The organism is Pseudomonas sp. TNT2022 ID1044 (genome assembly GCF_028656895.1).
In the GTDB taxonomy this organism is placed as follows: Bacteria; Pseudomonadota; Gammaproteobacteria; order Pseudomonadales; family Pseudomonadaceae; genus Aquipseudomonas; species Aquipseudomonas reinekei.
In genome coordinates this window covers 237,650-263,426 of the sequence record NZ_JAMDHB010000004.1, presented here as the reverse complement: position 1 = coordinate 263,426, position 25,777 = coordinate 237,650, and the positions used below count along the sequence as shown (strand labels likewise).

Below are 25,777 nucleotides of genomic sequence, written 5' to 3'. Positions count from 1 at the left end.
CCCTAATCCTCCCGCGTCACGCGCAGCAACTCGTCGAGGCTGGTCTGGCCGTCGATCACCCGCTGACGACCATCCTGGAACAAGCTGCGCGACACCTTGCGAGCCTCGTCGGTCAACGACTGCTCACTGGCGCCCTGGTGAATCAACATCGACAAGGCGGGTGTGATGCTGATCAATTCATAGATCCCGATCCGCCCACGATAGCCTTGCTGACACTGCTCACAGCCGACAGCCTTGAACAGCTGCATCGTCGTCGCCGTGCCCAACCCCAGACGCTGGCAGGCCGACGCATCAGCGTTGTACGGTGCCTTGCAATGCGGGCACAACGTGCGCAGCAAGCGCTGGGCCAGCACGCCCACCAGTGACGATGCCAACAGGTACGCATCCACGCCCATATCCACCAGGCGCGTCACAGCACCGACCGCGCTGTTGGTGTGCAACGTCGACAGCACCAGGTGGCCGGTCAGCGAAGCCTGCACGGCAATTTCCGCGGTCTCGCGGTCGCGGATTTCACCGACCATCACCACGTCCGGGTCCTGGCGCAGAATCGCCCGCAAGCCCCGGGCGAAGGTCATGTCGACTTTCGGATTGACCGGCATCTGTCCGACGCCGGGCAGGTGGTACTCAATGGGGTCTTCAACCGTCAGGATGTTGCGTGTCTGATCGTTGAGGCTGCTCAACGCGGCGTACAGGCTGGTGGTTTTTCCCGATCCGGTCGGCCCGGTCACCAGCAAAATGCCGTGGGGTTTGCCCAGCAGTTGCTGGAGGGCCAGGAGGATGTCATCCGGCATCCCCAGACGGGGCAACTCCAGGCGCCCGGCCTGTTTGTCGAGCAGGCGCAACACCACCCGCTCACCGTGGGCCGAAGGCAACGTCGAGACCCGCACATCCACTTCATGCCCGGCCAGTCGCAGCGCCATGCGGCCATCCTGCGGCACGCGTTTTTCAGCGATATCCAGCCGCGCCATGACCTTGATCCGCGACACCAGCAGCGTCGCCAGCTCACGCCGTGGCCGAAGCATTTCGCGCAATTGCCCGTCGATGCGCATCCGCACCGAGAGGTATTGCTCGAAGGTTTCCAGGTGCACATCCGAAGCCTGCTCACGCACCGCTTCACTGAGCAGCGCGTTGATCAGGCGGATGATCGGCGCATCGCCCTGCTGCTCCAACAGGTCGGCGGTTTGCGGCACCTGATCCACCAGGCTCAGCAAATCCAGCTCTTCGTCCAGCCCTTGAGCGACTTGTTCGGCAGCGCTCTGGCCTTCGCGGTAGGCCGTCGCCAGTCGCATCGCAAACTCATCTGGCGACAACAGCTGCAATGACAAGTCCCGACCACAGAGACGACGCACTTCGGCCAGGACCGTCAGCGGTGTATCGCCACGCAGCACAAGACTCGGCTCGCCCTCCTCGCACGCCAGCAGCACGCCGAAACGCCGGGCGAAACCGAAGGGCAGTGGCTGACAGAAATCCCTCGTGCCGGTCATGGCGCAGGCGGCGCCGACTGTCGCAGGTCGAACACCGGCGCCGCGGAAGCCGGTTCAAACAACTGCCGCGCATCGGCCGGCAGCAGCAATGAGTTATTGTCCCGGGTTCCGGGCTGGCTCAAGTCCCGCAGCGCGTTGTAACGCCGCTGACTGACATCAGAGAGATCTTCCTTGCTGCGCACGATGGTCGGCCGCAAGAACACCATCAGATTGCTTTTGGTTTGAGTGTCCCGGGTCCAGCGAAACAACGCCCCAAGGTATGGAATATCGCGCAACAGCGGCACCCCGCTTTGTTGCGTGCGCACGCTGTCGCGGATCAAACCGCCAATGACGATGATTTCGCCGTCGTCCGCCAGAATGGTGCTCTTGAGTGCGCGCTTGTTGGTGATCAAATCCGAGGAATCGACGCCCGAGACCGACGGTGCGATGTCCGAGACTTCCTGCTCGACTTCCAGGCGCAACGTCGAGCCTTCGTTGATGTACGGTTTGATCTTCAGACTGATGCCGACGTCCTTGCGCTCCACCGTAGTGAACGGATTATCCGCACCGCTGCTGTTGGTCGCGTAGGAGCCGGTTTTGAATGGCACGTTCTGGCCGACGATGATTTCCGCTTCCTGATTGTCCAGGGTCAACAGGCTCGGGGTGGACAACAGGTTGCTATGGGTATTGCTGGCCAACGCTGAAATCAACGCGCCGAAACGGTCACTGCCCAGCCGCAGCAATGCGCCTTCCGGTGCGGATTTTTTCTCGTCGAACGTGAGCCCGCCCACGATAGGAATGTCGGTGCCGGGGAAGTTGATGAAGCCTTTTGCATCACCGGTATTCAGGCCCCACTGCACGCCGACGGCTTCGGCGATGTCGCCGGAGATCTCGACGATGGCAGCATGGATCAGCACCTGCGCCCGCGGTTGATCCAGCTGGCGCACGATGCTTTCGATGGTTCGAACCTGTGCCGGCTCGGCGATCAATACCAGCGCATTCTGGCTTTCGTCGGCCTTGATCATGAACGTCGCGCCGGACGAAGTTTCCTTGCCCGCGCCAAGGGCAGGAGCCATTTTTCGGCCCTGCCCCATGCTCTCCAGAATGTCCGCCAGTTGCCTGGCATCGCTGTGCCGCAGGCGGATCACCCGGGCGTTGTCAGGGGTTTCGGTGGCCGGAATATCGAGACCGCGGGCCAACTCGGTCAACCGTTGGCGAACCGCCGGCGGGCCGATGAGAATCAGGCGATTGGTTCTCGTATCAGCCAACACCTGAATGGCGGTATCGGCATTTCGTTTGCCCAGCGACGACTCCATCACCGGCGCGATGTCGCCGGCCTGAGCGTGGCGCAGCTGAACCACCGCATGCATGCTGCTCTGCCCGGAATCGAGTTGCCGCACCACTTGGGCGATTCGCTGCGCATTGGCGGCCGTGTCGGTAATCACCAGCGCATTGGCGGATACCGAAGGCCCGACGTAACCATTGACCGACACCAGCGGCCTGACCAGCCCTGCAATGTCGTTGGCGCTGCTGGTATTCAGCTCGATGACTTGAGTGACGAATTGCGAGGCCGTGGTGTTTTTTGCAGAACCGCTGCCGGCGCGGGTTTTGGCTTCGCTCACAGGGGTGATGAGGATCCGGTCGCCCTCATCGATGACCGTGAAGTGATGGGCATCGAGCACCGAGTAAAACAAGCGACGAACACCCTCACGATCGAGGGCTTGCCGAGACATGACCGTGATGCGCCCGGAGACTCGGGGATCGAGCACCACGGTGGTGCCGAGAATGCCGGAGATCTCTTCAACGATGTCGCGCAGTTCGGCGTTGTTCATCGCCAGTTGCCATTTTTCTTGCGCCGCAGACAGCGCACCGGCAAAGGTCGCGGTCGCCATAGCGGCAAGAAGCAGCGCGCAGCGCAAGGCCGGCGCGCCTGTGAAGCTGTTCATGATTTGATCACTCTGACGGCCCGGAGAGCGGGCGTAAAAAACGCGCAGAAGCAACAGGGTTATGAAGCTCGGTTGGCGATTTGAATGGACGCAGAAATGGCGCTGCAGGTGATTGCAGGGTCAAGCGTTCTTCCCGGCCGTTGTTCCACAACACCACTTGATCGACTTCCACGCGGCGCAGGACACTGCCACCCGGCAAACGCTCGCCAACCTGATACAGGCGCGAGCCTTGTGCATCGACCAGCAATGCTCTGGACAAGCCGCTGCCAACTACAAAACAGGCTTGCAACGTCAGTGGCTCGGTGCTCGCGCGAAGTGTGGTGTCAGGGGACAAGCCAAACACGGTGGCCACGGCGGTCGCATCCAGCGGCACGTGAGCAGGCTCCGTGGTGACCGTGGTCATCGCGGGTAACGCCTGGGCGAATTGTTCGCGAAAAAGCCACTCCTGCCACACCACAAACACGCCACAACTCAACGGCAGAATCAGCAGGCCAACGATGGGGCGCGAAGCGAAACGGGTCATCACCTTCAGTGAAAACTTCACGACAGGTTCACTCGATGTTCAACGGTAAGGCCCTGCCTTCAGGCGACCCTGGTCAGGTCGCCTGAAGTGCTGCGGGAGGGTTTAGAGCTTGTTCCACGCCATGTGCCAATGCGCACCGACACCAGGCTCATAGCCGTTGGCGGTCGGGCTGTATTGCTTGCAATAGCCCGACTCCGGGAACGGCTTGCACTCGAAGACTTCGTTGGTCTTCGGTTGCAGCACTTTGGTACCGGCGGTGTAGCCGCTGATGCCTTGCGGGAATACGAAGTCGTAGTCGGCACCAGCACCTTCACCGGTCAGCTTCGTGGTCTGGGTATCCTGGCGAGTGGTCCGGCCGTCGAGGGTCGTGCCAACCAGGGTCAGGGTATGTGCGCCAGGATTGCTGCGAACATCCATCGCCAGCCAGGTCGCGCCGCTGTCCACTTGGGCAGAGGTAACGCCAACTGGCTTGTTGTTCGCGTCGAACAAGGTCGCTTCGACGTTCATTTTGCGATTGGAAATGATGCTGAAATCGACCTTGGCCAGGCCTTTGTCCAAGACATACTCAGGTTGTTGCGAGGCTACCGAGAGGCGAGCCGCGGCATCTTCCTGCATGTTCAGTTGCACTTCGTAGCGGGTCACGCCGCTTTCTTTCTGGGCGTAAACGCTGTTGTTGCCTTTGACCGGCTCGATGTTGCCGCTTTCATCACGCACGCCTGCGCGAACCAGTTTGTGCGCATTGTTGATGGCTTCTGCCAGCTTGAACGACCAGTTGTTTGGCAGGCCTTCATCGGCCGAGTTGATGGCGATCTCGACGCTGTATTCAGGGTTCTCGCCATTGGCGGAGAACGCCCGGGCCTTGACCTTGTCCCCCACCATCAAAGGAGTCGAAGGCGAAATGCTGCCCACGGAAGTCCAGCCACCCGGAAGCTCGGGTTCCGCCAGGATGTTCACGTCCGCTGCGTTGTAAAACGCGGCGTCAGTGTCACCGACGGTCCAGATGGCCAGGATGACGTGATGACCGGACTTGTCCGCGGGGATGGTGCAGTTGTGCTTGTCGCTGTTCGACGGTTTCTGATTGCCACCGTCGACGGTGCAGAACGGCGTGCTTTCGAACGTGGCACGCTTGAGTGCTTCGTTTGGATTCCAGCCATTACGGGTAATGAAGTATTCGTGCTTGGTGGCTGGGTGAACGGCGGTGTAGTGCCACTGGAAATCGATCGTGCGGTCCTTGATTTCCGTCAGGTGCCAACGGGTGGCGGACTGTGCATCCATGGCGGAGAACAGCGAGTGACCACCGCTTGCAATCTTGCCGTCGACCGGTCCCTGCAAGGGCGCGCCACCGACGCCGGCGGGAAAGCCCTTGAAGGTTTCGCCGACACTTTGTGGTTCGTATTGCGCGCCGCCACATTGGGTATTCAGGCCTTTCTGACAGGCCAGCGCACGGGACGGCGGTACTTCCAGAAAGCCATGGGCGGAAGCACTTTGAGAGGCCAACATTGCCGATAACAGGATCATCGAAGAAGTGCAGGCGGCAAACGCACTTCCTTTGTACGAAGTATTTTTCATCAAATGAGGTCCAGACTACTTATCGAAATTTAAGGCGCGCATTGCTGGCGCTGATGTTTGCGATATTGCTCAGCCGTGGGGCTGAGCAAGGGTCCGAACCTTACTTGGATGAATGCGTTTTCTATGTAGGAAACATCCCTGCTGACAGCAGGAACCGTCTCTAAGGCTCGTTCTCCGACATTGGACGAAAGAATTCTTACAAACAGTGAGCTCAGCTAAACAAGGAAAGCTGCGCATAAAAAAGCCTGTCGGGCACCAGGCCGGACAGGCTTTCGATCACGTCAAAGACAGTTATTCGTGATACTGCGCCGACAGTTCATGCACCGCGCGCAAGAATGCACCGGCATGTTCCGGATCGACTTCCGGCGTGATGCCGTGACCCAGGTTGAACACGTGGCCACTGCCTTTGCCGTAGCTGGCCAGGATGCGTCCGACTTCGGTGCGAATCGCTTCCGGCTTGGCGTAGAGCACGGTCGGGTCCATGTTGCCTTGCAGGGCGACTTTGTCACCGACACGGGCACGGGCATTACCGATGTCGCAGGTCCAATCCAGGCCCAGTGCATCGGCGCCGGCATCGGCGATGCTTTCCAGCCACAGGCCGCCGTTCTTGGTGAACAGGATCACCGGCACCTTGCGGCCATCGTGCTCGCGGATCAGGCCGTTGACGATTTTCTTCATGTAGGCCAGGGAGAATTCCTGATACGCCGCCGCCGACAGGTTGCCGCCCCAGGTATCGAAGATTTGCACCGCTTGGGCACCGGCCATGATCTGGCCGTTGAGGTAGCTGGTGACCGACTGCGCCAGTTTATCCAGCAGCAGGTGCATGGCTTGCGGGTTGTCGTAGAGCATCGCTTTGGTCTTGCGGAAGTCTTTCGACGAGCCGCCTTCAACCATGTAAGTGGCGAGGGTCCATGGGCTGCCGGAGAAGCCGATCAGCGGCACACGGCCGTTCAGCTCGCGACGGATCGTGCTGACGGCGTCCATCACGTAACCGAGGTCTTTGTGTGGATCAGGAATCGGCAGGGCTTCGATGTCAGCCAGGGTGCTGACGACTTTCTTGAAGCGCGGACCTTCGCCGGTTTCGAAGTACAGGCCCTGGCCCATGGCATCGGGGATGGTCAGGATGTCGGAAAAGAGGATCGCCGCGTCCAGTTGTGGATAGCGGTCAAGCGGTTGCATCGTGACTTCGCAAGCGAATTCCGGGTTCATGCACAAGCTCATGAAATCACCGGCCTGGGCACGGCTGGCGCGGTATTCAGGCAGGTAGCGTCCGGCCTGGCGCATCATCCACACGGGGGTGACATCTACAGGTTGCTTGAGCAGGGCGCGCAGGAAACGGTCGTTCTTCAGGGCAGTCATGTCGGCATCCGGAAAAAAAGTGCGGGCATTTTCTCAGAGCCGGAGGCAAAAGGCACGGCAAGCGCCGCACCTTTTGTCTATCGGGTCAATTTGTCGCGGTTGCATGCAGTGTTTGCAGCAGCACAAAACACTGTGGGAGCCGGCTTGCCGGCGATGCAGACACCTCGGTTCGTCAGGTAGACCGAGGTGATGCTATCGCTGGCAAGCCAGCTCCCACAGGTATTGCAGTGCTGTTTTTAACGAAGCTTAAACGCCCAGGTAATCCAGGATCCCTTCGGCGGCATTGCGGCCTTCGAAGATTGCCGTCACCACCAGGTCAGAACCGCGAACCATGTCGCCACCGGCGAAGATTTTCGGGTTGCTGGTCTGGTGCTTGTACTGGCCTTGTTCCGGGGCCACGACGCGGCCCTGGCTGTCGGTCTGGATACTGAACTGTTCGAACCAAGGCGCCGGGCTTGGACGGAAACCGAAAGCGATGACCACGGCGTCGGCCGGGATGATCTCTTCGGAGCCCGGGATCGGCTCGGGGCTGCGACGGCCACGGGCGTCCGGTTCGCCGAGACGGGTCTCGACCACCTTCACGCCTTCGACCTTGTCTTCGCCGACAATAGCGATCGGCTGGCGGTTGTAGAGGAATTTCACGCCTTCTTCCTTGGCGTTCTTCACCTCTTTGCGCGAACCCGGCATGTTGGCTTCGTCACGACGATACGCACAGGTCACCGACTTGGCGCCCTGGCGAATCGAAGTACGGTTGCAGTCCATCGCCGTGTCACCACCACCGAGAACCACGACCTTCTTGCCTTTCATGTCGACGAAATCTTCCGGCGACTTTTCAAAGCCCAGGTTGCGGTTGACGTTGGCGATCAGGAAGTCCAGCGCGTCGTACACGCCCGGCAGGTCTTCACCGGCAAAACCGCCCTTCATGTAGGTGTAGGTGCCCATGCCCATGAATACGGCATCGTATTCTTCGAGCAATTGCTCCATGGTCACGTCCTTGCCCACCTCGGTGTTCAGGCGGAACTCGATGCCCATGCCGGTGAAGACTTCGCGGCGATTGCTCAGCACGGTCTTTTCCAGCTTGAACTCGGGGATGCCGAAGGTCAGCAGGCCACCGATTTCCGGGTTCTTGTCAAACACAACCGGGGTCACGCCACCACGTACCAGCACGTCAGCGCAGCCCAGGCCCGCAGGCCCGGCGCCGATGATCGCGACACGCTTGCCGGTCGGCTTGACCTTGGACATGTCCGGGCGCCAGCCCATGGCGAACGCGGTGTCGGTGATGTACTTCTCCACCGAACCGATGGTCACCGCGCCGAAGCCGTCGTTGAGGGTGCACGCACCCTCGCACAGGCGATCCTGCGGGCACACCCGGCCGCAGACTTCCGGCAAGGTGTTGGTCTGGTGCGACAGCTCGGCAGCCGCGAGGATATTGCCCTCGGCCACCAGTTTCAGCCAGTTGGGAATGAAGTTGTGCACCGGGCACTTCCATTCGCAATACGGGTTACCGCAGCCCAGGCAGCGGTGGGCCTGGTCGGCCGACTGCTGGGGTTTGAAGGGTTCGTAGATTTCCACGAACTCTTTCTTGCGTTGACGCAACAGTTTCTTCTTCGGATCCTTGCGCCCGACCTCGATGAACTGGAAGTCATTATTCAGACGTTCAGCCATTTTAAAACCTCATCAAACTCTTCAGGCGCATATCACTGCGGGTTGGCACGGGTGCTGGAAAGCAACGATTTCAGGTTGGCAGCCTTAGGCTTGACCAGCCAGAAACGACGTACGTAATCATCGAGGTTCTCGGCGAGTTCACGACCCCACTCGCTGTCGGTTTCCTCGACGTACTCGTTCAGCACGCGTTGCAAATGGCTACGGTAGGCTTCCATCGCCTCGCCGCTGATCCGCTGGATTTCCACCAGTTCATGGTTGACCCGGTCAACGAAGGTGTTGTCCTGGTCGAGCACGTAGGCGAAACCGCCGGTCATGCCAGAGCCGAAGTTGTAACCGGTCTTGCCCAGGACGCAGACAAAACCACCAGTCATGTACTCGCAGCAGTGATCGCCAGTGCCTTCCACAACCGTGTGGGCACCCGAGTTACGCACGGCGAAACGCTCGCCCGCGGTGCCGGCGGCGAACAGTTTGCCGCCAGTGGCGCCGTACAGGCAGGTGTTGCCGATGATGGCACTGTCCTGAGTCTTGTAGACGCTGCCCTTCGGCGGAACGATGACCAGCTTGCCGCCGGTCATGCCTTTGCCGACGTAGTCGTTGGCGTCGCCTTCCAGGTACATGTTCAGGCCGCCGGCGTTCCACACGCCGAAGCTCTGACCCGCCGTACCCTTGAAGCGGAAGGTGATTGGCGCGCTGGCCATGCCCTGGTTGCCGTGCTTACGGGCGATTTCGCCGGAGATCCGCGCGCCGATCGAACGGTCGCAGTTGCAGATATCCAGTTCGAATTCAGCGCCGCTCAGGTCGTTGATCGCTGAGGTGGCCATGTCGACCATTTTCTCGGCCAGCAGGCCTTTGTCGAACGGCGGGTTGCGTTCCACGCCGCAGAACTGCGGCTTGTCCGCCGGCACGTGGTCGCTGCCCAGCAACGGCGTCAGGTCCAGGTGATGTTGCTTGGCGGTCTGCCCTTCGAGGACTTCCAGCAGATCGGTACGGCCGATCAGCTCTTCGAGGGAGCGCACGCCCAGCTTGGCCAGCCACTCACGGGTTTCTTCGGCGACGTAGGTGAAGAAATTCACCACCATGTCGACGGTACCGATGTAGTGATCCTTGCGCAGCTTCTCGTTCTGAGTCGCGACGCCGGTGGCGCAGTTGTTCAGGTGGCAGATACGCAGGTATTTGCAGCCCAGGGCGATCATTGGCGCGGTGCCGAAGCCGAAGCTTTCAGCGCCGAGAATGGCGGCCTTGATCACGTCGAGGCCGGTTTTCAGACCGCCGTCGGTTTGTACCCGGACTTTGCCGCGCAGGTCGTTGCCGCGCAGGGTCTGGTGGGTTTCGGCCAGGCCGAGTTCCCACGGCGCGCCCGCGTATTTGATCGAGGTCAGTGGCGATGCACCGGTACCACCGTCGTAGCCGGAGATGGTGATCAGATCCGCATAGGCCTTGGCCACACCGGCGGCAATGGTGCCGACGCCGGCTTCTGCTACCAGCTTCACCGAGACCAGCGCTTTCGGGTTGACTTGTTTCAGGTCGAAAATCAGCTGCGACAAGTCTTCGATCGAGTAAATGTCGTGGTGCGGCGGTGGCGAAATCAGGGTCACGCCCGGCACTGCGTAACGCAGCTTGGCGATCAGACCGTTGACCTTGCCGCCTGGCAGTTGACCGCCCTCGCCCGGCTTGGCGCCTTGGGCAACCTTGATCTGCAGCACTTCAGCGTTGACCAGGTATTCCGGGGTCACACCGAAACGGCCAGTCGCGACTTGTTTGATTTTCGAGCTCTTGATGGTGCCGTAGCGCGCCGGGTCTTCGCCGCCTTCACCGGAGTTGGAACGCGCACCGAGGCGGTTCATGGCTTCGGCCAGGGCTTCGTGCGCTTCCGGCGACAGGGCACCCAGGGAGATGCCGGCGGAGTCGAAGCGCTTGAGCACCGATTCCAGCGGTTCGATCTCGCTGATGTCCAGCGGCGTGTCGAGGGTTTTGACTTTCAGCAGGTCGCGGATCATCGACACCGGGCGGTTATCCACCAGCGACGTGTATTCCTTGAACTTGCTGTAGTCGCCCTGCTGCACGGCGGCTTGCAGGGTGTTGACCACGTCCGGGTTGTACGCGTGATATTCGCCACCGTGGACGAACTTCAGCAAACCACCCTGCTGGATCGGCTTGCGCGGGCTCCAGGCTTCGGTGGCGAGTGCTTTCTGCTCGGCTTCGATGTCGACGAAACGCGCACCTTTGATACGGCTTGGCACGCCACGGAAGCTCAGGTTGCAGACTTCCTCGGACAGGCCGATGGCTTCGAACAGCTGCGCACCACGGTACGAAGTGATGGTCGAGATACCCATCTTCGAGAGGATCTTGAGCAAGCCTTTGGTGATGCCTTTGCGGTAGTTCTTGAACACCTCGTAGAGGTCGCCCAGCACTTCACCGGTACGGATCAGGTCGCCCAGCACTTCGTAAGCCAGGAACGGGTAAACGGCAGAGGCGCCGAAACCGATCAACACGGCGAAGTGGTGCGGATCGCGAGCGGTCGCGGTTTCCACGAGGATGTTGGAGTCGCAACGCAGGCCTTTTTCGGTCAGGCGGTGGTGTACCGCGCCGGTGGCCAGGGAAGCGTGGATCGGCAGCTTGCCCGGAGCGATGTGACGGTCACTCAGCACGACCTGGGTACGACCGGCGCGCACGGCTTCTTCAGCCTGATCGGCCACGTTGCGGATCGCCGCTTCGAGGCCGACGCTTTCGTCGTAGTTGAGGTCGATGATCGTGCGCTCGAAGCCCGGACGATCAAGGTTCATCAGCGAACGCCACTTGGCCGGGGAAATGACCGGCGAGCTGAGGATCACGCGCGAAGCGTGTTCCGGCGACTCCTGGAAGATGTTGCGTTCGGCACCGAGGCAGATCTCCAGCGACATCACGATCGCTTCACGCAGCGGGTCGATCGGCGGGTTGGTCACCTGTGCGAACTGCTGGCGGAAATAGTCGTACGGCGTGCGCACGCGCTGGGACAGCACGGCCATCGGCGTATCGTCGCCCATCGAGCCCACGGCTTCGTAGCCCTGTTCGCCGAGCGGACGCAGCACCTGGTCGCGCTCTTCGAACGTGACCTGGTACATCTTCATGTATTGCTTGAGCTGATCGACGTCGTAGAACGCCGAACCGTGGTCGTTGTCTTCCATGGTCGCCTGGATGCGCAGGGCGTTCTTGCGCAGCCATTGCTTGTACGGATGACGGGACTTCAGGCGGTTGTCGATCGCATCGGTGTCGAGGATCTGCCCTGTTTCGGTGTCCACGGCAAAGATCTGGCCCGGGCCAACGCGACCCTTGGCGAGCACGTCTTCAGGCTGGTAGTTCCAGACACCGATTTCGGACGCCAGGGTGATGAAGCCGTTCTTGGTGGTGACCCAACGCGCCGGACGCAGACCGTTACGGTCGAGCAGGCACACCGCGTAGCGACCGTCGGTCATTACCACGCCGGCCGGGCCGTCCCACGGTTCCATGTGCATCGAGTTGTATTCGTAGAACGCACGCAGATCCGGGTCCATGGTTTCGACGTTCTGCCACGCAGGCGGAATGATCATCCGTACGCCACGGAACAGGTCGATGCCACCGGTGACCATCAACTCGAGCATGTTGTCCATGCTCGAAGAGTCGGAGCCCACGCGGTTGACCAGCGGGCCGAGCTCTTCCAGGTCCATCAAGTCGTTGGTGAACTTGGTGCGACGGGCCACGGCCCAGTTGCGGTTGCCGGTGATGGTGTTGATCTCGCCGTTGTGCGCCAGGAAGCGGAACGGTTGAGCCAGCGGCCATTTCGGCAGGGTATTGGTGGAGAAGCGCTGGTGGAACACGCAAATCGAGGTTTGCAGGCGCTCATCGCTCAGGTCTGGATAGAAGGCGGTCAAATCCGCCGGCATCATCAGGCCTTTATAAATGATGGTCTTGTGCGAAAAGCTGCAGACGTAGTGGTCGGTGTCGGCGGCGTTTGCCACGGACGAGCGACGACGGGAAGTGAAAAGCTTGACGGCCATGTCCTGATCGCTCAGGCCTTCACCGCCGATGAACACCTGCTCGATCTGCGGCAGGCGCTCAAGGGCCAGACGGCCGAGGACGCTGGTATCGATCGGCACTTTGCGCCAGCCGACAAGTTGCAGGCCGGCGGCCAGGATCTCGCGGTTCATGTTCTCGCGAGCGGCTTCGGCTTTGACCGGGTCCTGGTTGAAGAAGACCATGCCCACGGCATATTGCTTGGGCAGTTCTACACCGAAGGTTTCCTGGGCGATGGCTCGCAGGAACACGTCCGGCTTTTGAATCAGCAGACCGCAACCGTCACCGGTCTTGCCGTCGGCATTAATCCCACCGCGGTGGGTCATGCAGGTCAGGGCCTCGATGGCCGTTTGCAAAAGGGTATGACTGGGCTCGCCCTGCATATGGGCTATCAGGCCGAAACCGCAGTTATCCTTGAATTCATCTGGTTGGTACAGACCTGCTTTCATAGACACTTTCTCACCAGGCTGCCTCTGATCGAGGCAAATTTCTTTTCAATTCAACCACTTACCATCCGCGCTGGACGTACGCCAGCTTTGCGGGGGCAAAAGGGAGGTCATTGTACACACCGACACGGAGGCTCACAAATTTGACGACGAAATGTCGCAAATCTATGTCGCATTTGTGAAAGGTTTAAAGCGATCTGCTGTGCTAGTCAAAACTTTTTTAATTCTGACCGCAACGACTCAAAGACTACTGTGACGCAGACACCACAAGGCACGCGGCCTGTAGAGGCGGCATGCCGTGCAGAAATTTTGAGGTGCTTGGAGAGGCGGCCTGGGTAAGGCCGCCGAATCTTCAGCGAGTTGTTGCCAGTTCCTGTTGGACGCTGGCGACAGTGCGAGGCCAAGGTTTACCAGCCTGAACCTTCGCTGGCAAGGCCTTGATGGCGGAAACGGCTGCATCGCGGTTGCTGAAACTGCCGTAGGTGATGACGTAAAGCGGTTTGCCGTTCAGTACTTTCTTGAAGTAACGGTACTCGCCGCCCTGCTCCTTGACGTAGTTTTGCGCAGCCGTTTCGGAGCTGATGCCGAGGATCTGCACCACGTAGTTACCCGGTGCCTGACCGGCATACCAGGTACCACCGGCAGCCTTGGTGGCGGCTGGTTTCTCGGCAGGCTTGGCGGTGGCAACGGCGGGTTTGGCGGGTGCCGGGGCTGGCTTGGCCGCAGGGGCTGTAACCGGCGCTGGCTTGGCGGTAGCGACTTGAGTCGGTGCCGGGACCGGTTTGGCCGCCGGGGTCGGCGCAGGGCCGGCCGGAACGCCCGCTGGCGGCGCGGTGGTGGTGACGGTCGGCGGAGTCTCGCTGGAACCCTCAAGCGGTACGCCATCGTCGCCTTCAGTGATATCTCCGGCCGCTTCGGCCAGAGGACCACGCATGACCGGCTGAGAGTTACCGACCAACGGCAGCGGCATCGGCTGCGTGTTACCGGCGAATTCGACGGCTGGCGCGCCACCGTTCGACTGAGGTGCACCCTGGCCGAGCGGCAATTGCGCCTGTTCGTTGGCCGGAGCACCAGTGGTCGGTGCTTTGCTGCGACCCGGCATCAACCAGGCGGCGGCTACCGCGACCACGACGACGGCGGAAATCGCCAATACGTGTTTCTTCGGCATATTGAACCCCATACTTGGACGCTTCACCGCTGAGCGGCTGGCAATCATGGCTTCGATCATTGCATCGCGGGCAACCTGGTTGATATTGCCAGGCCAACCCTCGGAGCTTTCGTGAATATCAGAGATCTGATCCGCGGTGAAAAGTTCGATACCCCGACCTGCACCTTCGAGGCGCTGGTCCAGGTATTCACGGGTTTCTTCTTCGGTGTAGGGCTGCAGCTCGATGACGTGGAAGCGCTCTTCCTCGAGGCTCAATTGCTCGAGCTGGGCAATCATCGACGATTCGCCAAACAGGAATACATGCGGACGACCTTCCGGCGCACCGGCACCCAGGGCCATCAACGCTTCGAGCGCGGATTCGTCGAGCTGCTCGGCGTCATCCACCAGCAGATAGACCTCCTGACCGGTGAGCGCCAGTTGCACCACCTGATCCAGGATCGCGCCGATCTCGGCCTGGGCAACGTCCAGCGCCTGGGCAACCTGACGCAGCACACCCGCCGAATCGCCGGCGCCACGGGCGGAAACCACCACGCTCTGCACCGACTGTTTATTGGTGCTGGCCACCAAAGCCTGACGCAGCAGGGTTTTGCCGCTGCCCTGTGGACCCGTGACCACCAGCAGCAACTGGCTGTAACGCGCCAGGTGATGCAACTGCCCCAGCACGGGTTTGCGCTGGGCCGGGAAAAACTTGAAGCCAGGCACCCGGGGAGCAAAAGGGTCATGACTCAACTGGTAATGGCCGAGGAAAGCCTCGTCGGCATGCAAACTAGTCATCGCGTTCTTATTAACCTTTAAGCTGAGCCAGGGCGCGGTAATCCGCTCCCAGCGTGGCCTGTAGAACCTCTTTCGGATAATCGTCGGTTACTACTGCTTCGCCCATGTGGCGCAGCAGCACCAGGCGCAAACGACCGTCGATCACTTTTTTATCAATTGCCATATGTTCAAGGAAATCGGCTTCGGTCATCTCTTCAGGCGGGATGACCGGCAGCCCGGCGCGCTGGAACAGCCGGATGCCGCGATCGCGCTCCTGCTCGCTGATCCAGCCAAGGCGCGCGGACATCTCAAGAGCCATTACGGTGCCAGCAGCCACGGCTTCACCGTGAAGCCAGACACCATAGCCCATGTGGGTTTCGATGGCATGACCGAAGGTGTGACCGAGGTTGAGCGTGGCTCGCACACCGGTCTCTTTTTCGTCGGCACCGACCACCGCAGCCTTGGCCGCGCAGGAACGTTCGATGGCGTAAGTCAGGGCCTGTTGATCCAGCTTGCGCAACCGATCGACATTGTCTTCGAGCCATGTCAGAAACGGCTCGTCGCAGATCAGCCCGTACTTGATGACTTCAGCCAGGCCGGCAGACAGTTCGCGGGCCGGCAGGGTATTGAGGGAAGCGGTATCGATCAGCACCACGTTCGGCTGATAGAAAGCGCCTACCATGTTCTTGCCCAACGGATGGTTAATCCCGGTCTTGCCGCCCACGGAAGAGTCGACTTGCGACAACAGCGTGGTCGGGACCTGAATGAAATCAACACCGCGCTGGTAACACGCGGCAGCAAAACCGGCCATGTCACCAATAACACCGCCACCAAGGGCGATCACGGTGGTGCGGCGGTCGTGCCGGGCGGTCAGCAGACCATCAAAAATCAGTTGCAGGGTTTCCCAGGTCTTGAAGGCTTCGCCATCGGGCAACACCACAGAAATCACCGAGAACTGCGCCAGACTGCGGGTCAGACGTTCGAGATAGAGCGGCGCAACGGTTTCGTTGGAGATGATCGCCACTTGCCGTCCGCGAATATGCGGGGCCAGCAGCTCAGGCTGATCCAACAAACCTTCGCCAATGTGAATCGGGTAGCTGCGCTCGCCTAGATCGACCTTGAGTGTCTGCATGTGTCCCCACAGTGAAGATGGAATCAGGCGTCCTGCCTTGAATTAACGAATGTCCACGGCCTCAGCGGGTGTGACGCCGTTCGGTAGCCAGCCGCCACAACCGTGTGCGGTCATGGCGGGACGCCGAGGATAGCGCATTTCACGCGGCGCTTTAACGGGGCGGTAGCTGCTGCAGACGTTCCAGAATATCGAGCACAACCATTCGCGGTGGCCGCTCATCGGTTTCCACCACCAGATCGGCGATTTCCCGATAAAGCGGATCGCGGATCGCCAGCAGATCCCGAAGGGTCTTGGCTGGATCGGCGGTGCGAAGCAAGGGACGATTGCGATCGCGAGAGGTGCGCCCGACCTGCTGCTCGACGGAAGCATGCAGATAGACCACGCGACCGCCGGCGTGCAGTGCCCGACGATTGGCTTCGCGCATGACAGCGCCACCACCGGTCGCCAGCACCACGCCGTCGTAATCGCACAGCTCGGCAATCATGGCCTGCTCGCGATCACGAAAGCCCGGTTCGCCTTCTTTATCGAAGATCCATGGGATATTGGCGCCCGTGCGTAATTCAATTTCCTTATCGGAATCTTTGAATGGCAAGCGCAGCTCTTTGGCCAGCAACCGGCCGATGGTGCTTTTTCCAGCGCCCATCGGTCCTACAAGAATCAAATTTCGCACAGAATCAACGACTCACAGCAATCGCCTGGTTATTCATGATACGCGGAGTGAGAAACACCAACAGCTCGGATTTTTTCTCCGAAACCACGTCACGCCGGAAAAGGCGGCCAAGATACGGCACATCGCCAAGAAATGGCACCTTATCTACAACCTTGCTCTGAGTATTTGAGAAAACACCACCAATGACGATGGTCTCGCCATCGTTGACCAGGACCTTGGCGTTGACTTCGTTTTTCTTGATCGGCGGCACATCCTGGACTTTGTTCAGGTAGTCCGGCTCGTCCTTGGTGACCTTCACCTCCATGATGATCCGGTTGTCCGGCGTGATTTGCGGGGTGACCTCCAGCGACAGCGAAGCCTCCTTGAAGGACACGGAAGTGGCGCCACTGGAGCTGGCTTCCTGATAGGGAATCTCGGTGCCCTTGAGGATCTTCGCCGTCTCTTTGTCGGACGTGACCACCTTGGGTTGCGAGACAATTTCGCCGTTGCCGGTTTTCTCCATGGCGGTCAGCTCAAGGTCCAGCAAGACATTGTCGGTGATGAAGGCAATGCCGATTCCCGAGGTATTGTTGACTGCCCCCAGGTCGACGAACGGTGAATTGGTGCTGGTGCTGCCCGGCGTGCCGATGGTCGATGACGCATTGGCACCGTTGCTGACGCCCGACGTATTCCAGTTGCCCTTGTTCTGGATCGAGCCACCCCAGCGCACGCCCAGGCTTTTATCGTAATCGACGTTGGCTTCGACGATGCGCGCCTCGATCATCACTTGCCGCACCGGGATATCCAGTTGCGCCACGATCCGACGCAGCTCGTCGAGTCGGTTCTGGGTCTGGTAGGCGATGATGTTGTTGGTGCGCTCATCGACAGTGATCGAACCCCGTTCGTCGATTTTCGACTCGGCACTGGTCACCGACTGGAACAGCTTGGCGATATCGGCCGCCTTGGCATAGTTGACCTGAAGTAGCTCGCGACGCAGCGGCGCGAGTTCGGCGATCTGCTTCTGCGACTCCAGCTCCTGGCGTTCACGGGCGGCAATTTCATCGGCCGGCGCCACTAACAGGACATTACCGATTTTGCGCTTGTCCAGGCCCTTGGTTTTCAGCACCAGATCCAGTGCCTGGTCCCAGGGGACGTTTTGCAGACGCAGGGTAATGCCGCCTTGCACGGTGTCGCTGGCCACCAGATTGAGGTTGGTAAAATCGGCGATCAATTGCAGCACCGAGCGCACATCAATGTCCTGGAAGTTCAGCGAGAGCTTTTCTCCGCTGTAGGCGTAGCGGTCGGCGTTACGCTTTTGCAGGTCGTCGGCGGTCATCGGGCGGATGCTGACGGTCAGTTTGTTATCGGTCTGGTAGGTCGAATAATCGAAGGCCCCGCTGGGCTCAATGGTGATAGTGGCTCTGTCGCCGGTGGCATTGGCATTGACGAACTGCACCGGCGTGGCGAAATCCTTGACGTCCAGGCGCACTCGCAATGGCTCGGGCAAACGGGTCCTGGCGAAACCGAGAATGATCTTGCCCTCGCGCTCCTGGATGTCGGGCGCAATGGAAGGATCCGACAAGTCGATCACCACATTGCCTTCACCCTGAGTGCCCCGCTGGAAGTCCACGCCGCGAATGGCCTTGCCTGCCGACGCAACCGGGCGCGCCGGGGATTTGGCCGCAATGGCGGTGACGATCGGTCGCGACACCGCGCTTTTGCCACCCTGCCCGACCACGACGAACAGGTTGTTGCCTTCGACGCGCGTGCTGTACGGCGTCAGCTGGGTCAGATTGATAATCAGCCGCGTGCGGTCCTTGTCCTCGACCACTGTTGCGCTGCGGGCGTTGCCGGCGCCCAGATCGCGGGTCTTGCTGGTCAACTGGCTGACCACGCCAGGCAGGTCGATTGCGATCCGCGCGGGCGACTCCGTGGTGTAACCACTGGGCGGCGGCGGTGGCTCATCGAACCCCAACTTCAACTCGACGCGGTCGCCTGGCAGTGCTGCAACATCCAGCGCCTTGAGATTGGCCGCTTGTACCATCGGCGACAGCAACGCTATCCATAGCGACATTCCGAGGGTGAAGAAAATCCTGTTCATTTTTCGAGTTCCACTATGAGTGCTCTTTCAAAGGGATGGTCCGCGGCCTTTCCAGCCAGGCACCTTCGCCATCCGGGACGATTTCGACCACGTCGACCTGGGCGCTGCTGATGGCGACTATTCGCCCGTCGTTACGCCCCAGGTAATCGCCGACCTTCAGCCGATGCACCCCGCCGGCCCCGCGCAACAGCGCAAAGGAGCCCGCCGCATTGGAAATCGTGCCGACCATTTCAAACTGCTCGATATTGAAACCCTCGAGGTACTGCTTGACCCGGTTCGGGTCTGGCTTGACGTTACGCGACCCATGTTTCTGACCGGCCAGGTCGATTCTGACTTGCCGGGAAAACGGGCTGCGCAGGTTCGCCGCGCTGTAGGTGAATGTCGGGTAAGACCGGAATGTCGGCGTTGGTTCAATCTTCCCCGGCGCCCGAAGGCGCATTTCGTTCATGTAGGCGTCCAGGTCACCGAAGTCTTCACCACCACAACCGGCCAGGGCGACCAGCAAGAGCGCCAAGGTAAATCCGCGAACAAGGCTCATTGACGCAGCCCTTTGTCGTTGTAGCGATAGGTCTTGGCCAGGATGCTCATGCGCAGTTTCGGCCCGCCGTCAGGGTTGACTGGGGACAGGTCGAAATCATGCAGGGTGACGATGCGCGGCAGCCCGGCCACGCCGCTGACGAACGTCGCGAGGTCGTGATAGGCACCGGTGACGGTAATCTGGATCGGCAATTCGATGTAGAACGGCTGGGTCACCTCCGGCAGCAGTTTGATTTCTTCAAACTCCAGACCACTGCCCAGACCGGTGCGGGTGATGTCTTCCAGCAGACCGGGCACTTCGGTATCGCTGGGCAATTGCCGCAGCAGCACACCAAAGGAGTTTTCCATCTCTTTCATCTGTTGCGTGTAGAGCTCGAGGTTTGCCGCCATGTGCGCCTTGGTGGCGAACTGCGCTTTGAGGGTCGACTCTTCTTCGCGCTTGAGATCAAGCTGAGTCTCCAGCTCGCTGGTGGAAAAGCTGTAACCCAGCGACAACACCAGCGCCATCAGCAGTACAGCCACCAGCACCTTGATCACGGGTGGCCAGGAACCGATGTTGTTGGTGTCCAGTTCATTGATGTCGATCTTGCGCAGCCCTTCAAACCACTGGGTCAGGCTCATTTCCCGCCCTCCACGGCAGCAGGCTGCGTCTGACGCACGCTCAACTGAAAGACGTTGGCTTGATCCAGCTGACCTGCGGTGGTCGCTTTCACTTCGGTCAGACTGGGGGCATCGAACCAATCGGACGCATCCAGATTTCGCATCAGATCGGAAACACGGTTGTTCGATTCTGCCGCACCGCTGATCGACAAGGTCTTACCTGACATTTTGACTTCAGTGAAATAGACCCCGTCCGGCAAAGTACGCGCGAGTTGATCAAAAATCCGCCCACTGATCGGCCGGTTCCCTTGCAGGTCCTGGATGATGCGCATGCGCTCGACCAGTTGCTGGCGACGAGCCTTGAGCTCACTGATCTGCTTGATCCGCTCATCGACCACGACGATCTGTTTGCCGATGTAATCGTTGCGCGCAACCTGTCGGTCGATGGCGTTGTTGATGGCCTGATTGGCGATCAGTACCGCGCCTGTCGACCCCACCAGCACGCCGACCAGAATCAGTAGAAAGTGTTTGCGGCGTTGTTCACGCAGCTCTTCACGCCAGGGTAAAAGATTGATCCGTGCCATCAGTCAAAACTCCTGAGGGCCAGCCCGCAGGCGATCATCATGGCCGGGGCATCGCTGGTCAGGGCCGTGGCGTTGACCTTGCTGCTCAGGGTCATCTCGAAAAACGGATTGGCGACCTGTGTCGGCGTACCCAACTGCTGCTCGATCAATCGATCCAGCCCGGAAACCGAAGCGGTGCCACCGGCCAAAAGAATCTGATCGACCGAGTGGTACTGACCGGACGCAAAGAAAAACTGCAACGAACGGGACACCTGCTGTACCAGCGCCTCGCGAAACGGTTGCAACACCTCGCGCACGTAATCATCCGGCAGGCCGCCCTGCTTCTTCGCCAGCCCCGCCTGCTCGACAGTCAGGCCGTATCGACGCTGGATCTCTTCGGTCAGTTGCCGCCCTCCGAACAGTTGTTCGCGGGTGTAGATGATCCGTCCATTGAACAGCACGCTCAGGGTGGTCATGGTCGCACCGATGTCGACCACCGCCACCAGACGCTCTTTCGACGCAGCCAACTGACTGGCCAGCAAACCGAATGAACGCTCCAGGGCATAGGCCTCCACGTCGACCACCCGTGCGGTCAGCCCGGCCAGGGTCAATGCCGCTTCGCGAACCTCGACATTTTCCTTGCGGCAGGCGGCGAGCAGCACGTTGACCCGCTCGGGGTTGCGCGCTGACGCCCCCTGGACTTCGAAATCGATGGCGACTTCATCCAGCGGATAAGGGATGTATTGATCGGCCTCGATCTTGAGCTGGCTTTCCATCTCGTCATCGGAAAGCCCCGCATCCATCTCGATGGTCTTGGTGATCACCGCCGAGCCGGACACGGCCACGGCGACGTTCTTGACGCTGGTCCTGGCCTTGACCAGCACGCGCGAAAGGGCCTGGCCCACGCCTTCGAGCTCAGCGATGTTTTTCTCGATCACCGCGCTGGCAGGCAGTGGCTCGACCGCATAGGCCTCGACCCGATAACGGTCGCCCTGACGGCTCAGCTCCAGAAGTTTCACCGAGGTGGAGCTGATGTCGATCCCTAGAAGCGTATTGGCTTTTTTGTTGAAGAGTCCTGGCACTAGCAATTCCCTATGACTATCCGTGAGTTACGGACTCTGTAATATGTGTTGCGTTCCCTCCGCCCGTCTTGACAGCAGCCGCCAATGACGCCTGCACCGGAAAAATGCTTATAATGCCCAGCGTTTTTTTCCGCTTTTTCTCAAGCGCGGGTCGTTCGCCTTTAGCCTGAACCCTGATGCCAAATTCATTCTTTGCCCTGGATATCCAAAAGCCTTGATTCGTCTGCTGAAATTTTTCGGTTGGTCCATCGTCGCGGTTTTCTGCGGACTGCTTCTGGGTCTGAGCGGGGCGTTTCTTTACCTTAGCCCCGGTTTGCCGTCCGTGGAGGCCCTGAGAAGCATTCAGTTGCAGATTCCATTGCGGGTCTACAGCAGCGACAACAAGTTGATCGCAGAATTTGGCGAAATGCGCCGCACACCGATCAGGTTCGCCGACATTCCCCCCAATTTCATTAATGCGTTACTAAGTGCTGAAGACGACAATTTCGCCAACCATTACGGCGTTGACCCCAGCAGCCTGATGCGTGCGGCCACCCAATTGGTCAAAAGCGGCCACATTCAGTCCGGTGGCAGCACCATCACCATGCAGGTGGCGAAGAACTACTTCCTGACCAGCGAACGCAGCTTCTCGCGCAAAACCACTGAGATTCTGCTGGCCTTGCAGATCGAACGTCAGTTGACCAAGGATGAAATCCTTGAGCTGTACGTCAACAAGATCTACCTGGGCAACCGCGCCTACGGTATCGAGGCTGCGGCGCAGGTGTATTACGGCAAATCGATTCGTGACGTCAGCCTGGCGCAGATGGCGATGATCGCCGGATTGCCAAAAGCCCCTTCGCGCTTCAACCCGCTGGCCAACCCGGCCCGCAGCAAGGAACGTCGCGACTGGATCCTGGGGCGCATGTACAAGCTGGGCAAGATCAGCGAAGCCGATTACACCACCGCGATCAACGAGCCGCTGAACGCCAGTTATCACGTACCGACTCCGGAAGTGAACGCCCCCTACATCGCTGAAATGGCCCGTGCCGAAATGGTCGGCCGCTATGGCAGCGACGCCTACACCGAAGGTTTTCGCGTCACCACTACCGTGCCGAGCAATCTTCAGGAAATGGCCAGCACCGCCCTCCACGAAGGCCTGATGACCTACGACCAGCGTCACGGCTATCGTGGCCCTGAATCACGCCTGCCGGGCAAGACTCGCGAGGCCTGGGCCACCGAACTGACCAAGCAGCGCACCATCAGCAGCCTTGAGCCGGCCATCGTGACCCAGGTCGACAAGACCGGACTGCAAGTACTGACCCGCACCGGACAGGAACACGTCAACTGGGAAACCATGAAATGGGCTCGCCCGTTCCTGAACACCAACAGCATGGGCCCCAATCCGAAGCAGCCGTCGGATGTCGCTCAGGTCGGCGACCTGATTCGCGTCCAGCGCCAACCGGACGACTCGCTCAAGTTCAGCCAGATTCCGCAGGCCCAAGGCGCGCTGGTATCCCTTGATCCGCAGAACGGCGCAATCCGCTCGCTGGTGGGTGGTTTTGCCTTTGAGCAGAGCAACTACAACCGCGCATTGCAGGCCAAGCGCCAGCCGGGTTCGAGCTTCAAGCCATTCGTTTACAGCGCTGCACTGGATAATGGTTATACCGCCGCCAGCCTGGTGAACGATGCGCCGATCGTGTTCGTCGACGAGTACCTGGACAAGGTCTGGCGTCCGAAGAACGACACCAACACCTTCCTGGGCCCGATCCGTTTGCGCGAAGCGCTGTACAAGTCGCGCAACCTGGTGTCGATCCGCCTGCTGCAAGCGATGGGCGTCGGCAAGACCATCGACTACATCACTCGCTTCGGCTTCAACAAGCAGGACCTGCCACCCAACCTGTCCCTGGCACTGGGCACCGCGACCCTGACGCCGATGGAGATCGCGACCGGCTGGAGTACCTTCGCCAACGGTGGCTACAAGATCACTCCGTACCTCATCGACAAGATCGAAAGCCGCAATGGCGATACGCTTTTCGTCGCCAATCCGCCGAGCGTACCGAAGGGCGACGCGGCCACCGACGGCATCGCCGCGCCAGTCGCCGAGGCCTTTACAGTCAACGCCACCCCGAGCGATACGCTGAGCACGCAACCGGCGACACAAGCACCGGCCGTCGCTGAACGCATCGTTGATGGCCGCACGACCTACATCCTCAACAGCATGCTCGAGGACGTGATCAAACTCGGCACCGGCCGTCGCGCCCTGGCCCTGGGCCGTGGCGACATCGCGGGCAAAACCGGTACCACCAACGAATCCAAGGACGCCTGGTTCTCCGGTTACAACGCCGATTACGTGACTACCGTCTGGACCGGCTTCGACCAGCCGGAAAGCCTGGGCCGCAAGGAGTTCGGCGGCACCGTCGCCCTGCCGATCTGGATGAATTACATGGGTGCCGCGCTCAAAGGCCTGCCGCCCCACACGCAGGCAGAGCCCGAAGGCATCCTTAGTCTGCGCGTCGATCCGATCAGCGGCCGTGCTGCCACTCCGAGCACCCCAGGGGCCTACTTCGAACTGTTCAAGGCCGAAGACACGCCGCCATCGGTGAACGAGCTGGGCAACGGCAACGCGCCGGGCAGCCCGCTGCCGGCGGATGAAGTGGCGCCGATCGATTTGTTCTGATCGCAGCCACATTGAAAAGCCCCGCCTTCGAGAGAAGCGCGGGGCTTTTTTACATCTGACCGTTTTGCATTGATTGAACCGGCCTCTTCGCTGGCAAGCCACAGTTGACCGCATTCCCCTGTGGGAGCTGGCTTGCCAGCGATGGAGCCCTAAAGGCAACACAAAACCTTCAGGCATAAAAAAACCCCGACTCATGACGAGCCGGGGCTTTCGATTGAAGCGCTACAGCGGCTTAGCCGTTGAACACGTCATCCACGCTTTTCAGCGGGTAGTTCTTCGGATACGGCAGGGTCGCCACACCGGTCTCGATGGCGGCTTTCGCCACGGCATCGGAGATCAGGGTGATCAGGCGGGCATCCATTGGCTTCGGAATGATGTACTCACGACCGAATTCCAGTTTGATGCCGCCGTAGGCGTCGCACACTTCCTGAGGCACTGGCAGCTTGGCCAGTTCGCGCAGGGCGTTGGCTGCAGCCACTTTCATTTCTTCGTTGATGCGCTTGGCGCGAACGTCCAGGGCACCACGGAAGATGAACGGGAAGCCCAGTACGTTGTTGACCTGGTTCGGGTAGTCCGAACGGCCGGTGGCCATGATCACGTCGTTACGGGTGGCGTGCGCCAGTTCCGGGGAGATTTCCGGATCAGGGTTCGAGCAAGCGAACACGATCGGGTTAGGCGCCATGGACAGCAGGCCTTCAGCGCTCAACAGGTTCGGACCGGACAGGCCGACAAACACGTCTGCGCCTTCCAGAGCGTCTGCCAGGGTGCGTTTTTCGGTCGCGTGAGCGAAAACAGCCTTGTACTGGTTCAGGTCGTCACGGCCGGAGTGGATCACGCCGGTACGGTCGACCATGTAGATGTTTTCGATGTTGGCGCCCATGCTCACCAGCAATTTCATGCAGGAGATGGCGGCAGCGCCGGCGCCCAGGCAGACGATCTTGGCTTCCGGCAGGGTTTTGCCGGCGATTTCCAGGGCGTTGATCATGCCGGCTGCGGTTACGATCGCGGTGCCGTGCTGGTCATCATGGAATACCGGGATGTCGCATTGCTCGATCAGAGCGCGCTCGATCTCAAAGCACTCAGGTGCCTTGATGTCTTCCAGGTTGATGCCACCGAAGGTGATGGAGATGCGCTTGACGGTGTCGATGAAGGCTTGCGGGCTTTCGGAGTCGACTTCGATGTCGAAAACGTCGATGCCAGCGAAGCGCTTGAACAGCACGCCTTTACCTTCCATCACTGGCTTGGAAGCCAATGGGCCGAGGTTACCCAGGCCCAGAATCGCGGTGCCATCGGAAATGACTGCAACCAGGTTGCCTTTGCCGGTGTATTTGTAGGCCAGTTCAGGATCGCGGGCGATTTCGCGTACTGGTTCGGCTACGCCGGGGCTGTAGGCCAGCGACAGGTCGCGGGCGGTAGCGGTGGCCTTGGTGAGCTCGACACTCAGCTTTCCTGGACGAGGATTGGCGTGATATTCGAGAGCGGCAGTTTTCAGATCAGACATTTTGGCATTCCGCTTTTACTGTGGGACAGACTGGT

General features: G+C 60.1%; 17 protein-coding genes. 1 reads left to right on the top strand and 16 read right to left on the bottom strand.

All coding sequences use genetic code 11. The annotated features are described in order from the left end of the window. Positions 1 to 2 precede the first annotated feature (2 nt). The 15 genes from gspE to M5G20_RS07350 form a co-directional block, all read right to left on the bottom strand. On the bottom strand, positions 3 to 1,484 hold the full coding sequence (gspE, locus tag M5G20_RS07420) for a type II secretion system ATPase GspE (protein ID WP_273918575.1): 1,482 nt from the start codon (positions 1,482 to 1,484) through the stop codon (positions 3 to 5). Continuing rightward, a complete protein-coding gene (gene gspD, locus M5G20_RS07415; RefSeq protein WP_273918574.1) occupies positions 1,481 to 3,409 on the bottom strand; it encodes a type II secretion system secretin GspD in 1,929 nt (642 codons plus the stop codon). The genes gspE and gspD overlap by 4 nt, the downstream gene beginning before the upstream one ends. Before the next feature lie 7 nt (positions 3,410 to 3,416). Then, a complete protein-coding gene (locus tag M5G20_RS07410) occupies positions 3,417 to 3,953 on the bottom strand; it encodes a type II secretion system protein N (protein WP_273918573.1) in 537 nt (178 codons plus the stop codon). A gap of 81 nt (positions 3,954 to 4,034) precedes the next feature. After that, positions 4,035 to 5,501 carry an N-acetylglucosamine-binding protein GbpA gene (gene gbpA, locus M5G20_RS07405; RefSeq protein WP_273918572.1) on the bottom strand — a complete coding sequence of 489 codons (1,467 nt, stop codon included), beginning with the start codon at positions 5,499 to 5,501 and terminating at the stop codon, positions 4,035 to 4,037. A 291-nt stretch (positions 5,502 to 5,792) separates the two neighbouring features. Continuing rightward, complete coding sequence (hemE, locus tag M5G20_RS07400; RefSeq protein WP_150735560.1) at positions 5,793 to 6,860, bottom strand: uroporphyrinogen decarboxylase; 1,068 nt, start codon at positions 6,858 to 6,860, stop codon at positions 5,793 to 5,795. Positions 6,861 to 7,106: 246 nt separating this feature from the next. After that, positions 7,107 to 8,525 (bottom strand): FAD-dependent oxidoreductase, encoded by a 1,419-nt coding sequence (locus tag M5G20_RS07395; RefSeq protein WP_075947244.1) that lies wholly within the window; start codon positions 8,523 to 8,525, stop codon positions 7,107 to 7,109. Between the two features lie 32 nt (positions 8,526 to 8,557). Next, positions 8,558 to 13,003, bottom strand: a complete 4,446-nt coding sequence (gene gltB, locus M5G20_RS07390; protein ID WP_273918571.1) for a glutamate synthase large subunit — start codon at positions 13,001 to 13,003, stop codon at positions 8,558 to 8,560. A 349-nt stretch (positions 13,004 to 13,352) separates the two neighbouring features. Next, entirely contained in the window at positions 13,353 to 14,942 is a 1,590-nt protein-coding gene (locus tag M5G20_RS07385) for an AAA family ATPase (RefSeq protein WP_273918570.1), read from the bottom strand. Between the two features lie 10 nt (positions 14,943 to 14,952). Continuing rightward, complete coding sequence (gene aroB, locus M5G20_RS07380) at positions 14,953 to 16,053, bottom strand: 3-dehydroquinate synthase (protein WP_273918569.1); 1,101 nt, start codon at positions 16,051 to 16,053, stop codon at positions 14,953 to 14,955. A gap of 151 nt (positions 16,054 to 16,204) precedes the next feature. Continuing rightward, entirely contained in the window at positions 16,205 to 16,723 is a 519-nt protein-coding gene (gene aroK, locus M5G20_RS07375; protein WP_056725695.1) for a shikimate kinase AroK, read from the bottom strand. A gap of 4 nt (positions 16,724 to 16,727) precedes the next feature. Beyond that, positions 16,728 to 18,803: a type IV pilus secretin PilQ gene (gene pilQ, locus M5G20_RS07370; protein WP_273918568.1), complete on the bottom strand. Its 2,076-nt coding sequence runs from the start codon at positions 18,801 to 18,803 to the stop codon at positions 16,728 to 16,730. 13 nt (positions 18,804 to 18,816) lie between these two features. Further along, the gene (locus tag M5G20_RS07365) at positions 18,817 to 19,341 is read right to left on the bottom strand and encodes a pilus assembly protein PilP (protein ID WP_273918567.1); all 525 of its coding nucleotides are present in this window, start codon (positions 19,339 to 19,341) and stop codon (positions 18,817 to 18,819) included. Further along, complete coding sequence (gene pilO / locus M5G20_RS07360) at positions 19,338 to 19,961, bottom strand: type 4a pilus biogenesis protein PilO (RefSeq protein WP_273918566.1); 624 nt, start codon at positions 19,959 to 19,961, stop codon at positions 19,338 to 19,340. The genes M5G20_RS07365 and pilO overlap by 4 nt, the downstream gene beginning before the upstream one ends. After that, positions 19,958 to 20,524: a PilN domain-containing protein gene (locus M5G20_RS07355; RefSeq protein WP_075947237.1), complete on the bottom strand. Its 567-nt coding sequence runs from the start codon at positions 20,522 to 20,524 to the stop codon at positions 19,958 to 19,960. Before M5G20_RS07355 ends, pilO begins: the two co-directional genes overlap by 4 nt. Beyond that, positions 20,524 to 21,585: a pilus assembly protein PilM gene (locus M5G20_RS07350; RefSeq protein WP_273918565.1), complete on the bottom strand. Its 1,062-nt coding sequence runs from the start codon at positions 21,583 to 21,585 to the stop codon at positions 20,524 to 20,526. Before M5G20_RS07350 ends, M5G20_RS07355 begins: the two co-directional genes overlap by 1 nt. A 217-nt stretch (positions 21,586 to 21,802) precedes the next feature. On the opposite strand from M5G20_RS07350, the gene M5G20_RS07345 reads away from it, so the two are divergent. Continuing rightward, positions 21,803 to 24,241 (top strand): penicillin-binding protein 1A, encoded by a 2,439-nt coding sequence (locus M5G20_RS07345; RefSeq protein WP_443218296.1) that lies wholly within the window; start codon positions 21,803 to 21,805, stop codon positions 24,239 to 24,241. Between the two features lie 232 nt (positions 24,242 to 24,473). Here the strand turns inward: M5G20_RS07345 and M5G20_RS07340 are convergent, their stop codons facing one another. Next, positions 24,474 to 25,742, bottom strand: coding sequence for a malic enzyme-like NAD(P)-binding protein (locus M5G20_RS07340; protein WP_273918563.1), 1,269 nt, complete (start codon positions 25,740 to 25,742; stop codon positions 24,474 to 24,476). Positions 25,743 to 25,777: the final 35 nt, after the last annotated feature.